Annotated in this window: 3 protein-coding genes; 1 reads left to right on the top strand and 2 read right to left on the bottom strand. The window is 28.0% G+C overall.

The features are described from left to right. Both Q0370_RS07905 and Q0370_RS07910 read right to left on the bottom strand, forming a co-directional pair. Positions 1 to 857: YlmH/Sll1252 family protein (locus Q0370_RS07905; RefSeq protein ID WP_299574315.1), on the bottom strand; the 857-nt coding region annotated here is incomplete at its 3' end. Between the two features lie 12 nt (positions 858 to 869). Next, complete coding sequence (locus Q0370_RS07910) at positions 870 to 1,277, bottom strand: YkvA family protein (protein WP_299574318.1); 408 nt, start codon at positions 1,275 to 1,277, stop codon at positions 870 to 872. A 228-nt stretch (positions 1,278 to 1,505) separates the two neighbouring features. Between Q0370_RS07910 and Q0370_RS07915 the strand changes: the two genes are divergently transcribed. Further along, positions 1,506 to 2,006, top strand: coding sequence for a hypothetical protein (locus tag Q0370_RS07915; protein ID WP_299574321.1), 501 nt, complete (start codon positions 1,506 to 1,508; stop codon positions 2,004 to 2,006). The last annotated feature ends 202 nt before the right edge of the window (positions 2,007 to 2,208 follow it).

Raw genomic sequence — 2,208 nt, forward strand, 5'->3', positions numbered from 1 at the left:
CCTTTATCTAAGAACAACCTATACTTTCCAAATCCTCTTACTGTAATTAAACTGCCAATCTCAAGCATTTTTGACTTGTCCTTTTCTTCTACATAATCTACCAGCACTTTTCCTTTTTCAATCGGATCAATTACTTTTGTACGGGATAAATTGGTAATTGTTGAAACTATACTGTCTAGACGTTTTGACGGAACAGTTACTAACTTATCATCATACTTGTATTTTGGAAGGCTATTTTTATTTTTGGTTTCAATAATTTCAATTTCACAAGGCGCTTTTCCAATTTGTTTTAATTCTGAAATAATATACTCTGCAATTTTTTCAGAAACTGGAATGTATCCTAAAACCCGTTTATTTTCATTTTCAATAATTAAATCCCCCATAAGTTCTCTTTTTATATTAAGACCCATAAGACTTCCCAAAAAATCTTTGTGTAAATATTCACGGAATCTTGAATCTATCGATATTTTTAACAATTTATTCGGAAATTCAAAACTATTTTTACTAAAATTTTCTTCAAATTCTCCATAACTTTTTATTTTTTCATCATTAATATCGAAATTTTCATTATTTTTATCAGAATCATTATAAAAATTTTCAAAATTATCATTTCCGTTTATAAAAATATCAGGTACAAATGCAATTTGCCGTCTATCACTATCAGTAAAAACACCGTCACAGGCAATATTCACTCCACCCACCTTTTTTCCAAGCTTCTTCCAAAAATTTGGTGTATAAAATTCCTCCGTAAAACTTATAATTTCATAGTTTCGTGCAATTTCATATGAATTATATAATTTACTAGCCAAATACTCCATTTCTTCCGGAAACTGCCTCAAAAAATTTTCTTTTTTCATATTTCTCCATTTCTAATCTTCATTTACAACTCTTAGATTATCCCAATCTACATTCCTATCTTTATCTTCTCTATTCTTTTGAATCTCAAATTTTTCATATTCAGAAATTAGATTTCCTAATTTTGAAATAACATAAGCTACAATCCCAATATCATCGCCAAATCCAATAATAGGTAAAATATCAGGCACCGCATCAATTGTTGAAATCACATAAACAATTGCTCCAATGATTTTTACCTTATCCATCGCTGGAATCTTAAATTCTCCTCTTCTGTCCGCCTGCAGCATTCTAACAAGAAGTCCAAATTTTGTAGCAACTGCCCCTAGATGATTTTTCAATTTTCCTGCCTTTTTCAAATCTTCTACTGTAACTTTTGTCTTTTTATATTTTTCATACAATTTTTTTGCTCTTTTTAACATAATTTTCCCCTTTCATAAACTTAATCTTCTTAATTATACTAAAAAAATCTTTTTAATTCAATTATATTAACTTAAAATTACCAAAGTAGAATATTTTTTCAAAAAAATTTTAAAACTTCACAAAAAAGACACAAATTTTACATAATTTTGTCAAAATTTATTGATATTATATCCTTGTCGATAAGGAACGATGTAAAAAATATAAAATAAATAAACGGAGGAACTACTATGAAAAAAATAGGTAAGAAAAAAATTTTAGGAATCGCTTTATTAACTTCATTATCAGTATTCGCAGGAACAACTGTTGCGACAAATAATCCTAGTAGAACTACTACTGCCAATAGCATGGCTAATGATGAATGCAAACCGCCACACAGACTGCAAAAAGACAGTAATGGAAATCTTGTGGATGAAAATGGAAATATTATAAAAAAACCTGATACAGCTAGAATCGAAGAATTAAAAACCAAATTAAATAATGGAAAAATTACAAAAGATGAAGGGGCAGAAATTGCAAAAATGCTAGAAAGAAAAGGTCCACATGGTAAACCAAATGATAAATGCAAGCCAAAAGACGCACCAAAAAGATTAACTGACGCAGAAATTCAATCTCTTACAAAATCTTTAAATAGCGGAAAAGTCTCAAAAGACGAAGCAAATAAACTAATAGAAATGTTAAATCACAAACCTAAAGGACCTAAACCTGATGACATGCCTTTAGACCAATAAAATAGTCATACTAATAATAATGCTAACAAATATATTTTTAATAATTCATATCTTGAATAGTGAATTTTATAATACTCTCTCCATATTCACTATTTAAGAAAAAAATGGCAATCCTGCAAGTTATAAAAAATTATAATTCAGGACTGTCATTTTTTTATATTTTACTAAATTGCATTATTTAATACAAACCTCTTTTAAAAAT

It is taken from the genome of uncultured Leptotrichia sp. (assembly GCF_938036635.1).
Lineage (GTDB): Bacteria > Fusobacteriota > Fusobacteriia > Fusobacteriales > Leptotrichiaceae > Leptotrichia > Leptotrichia hongkongensis.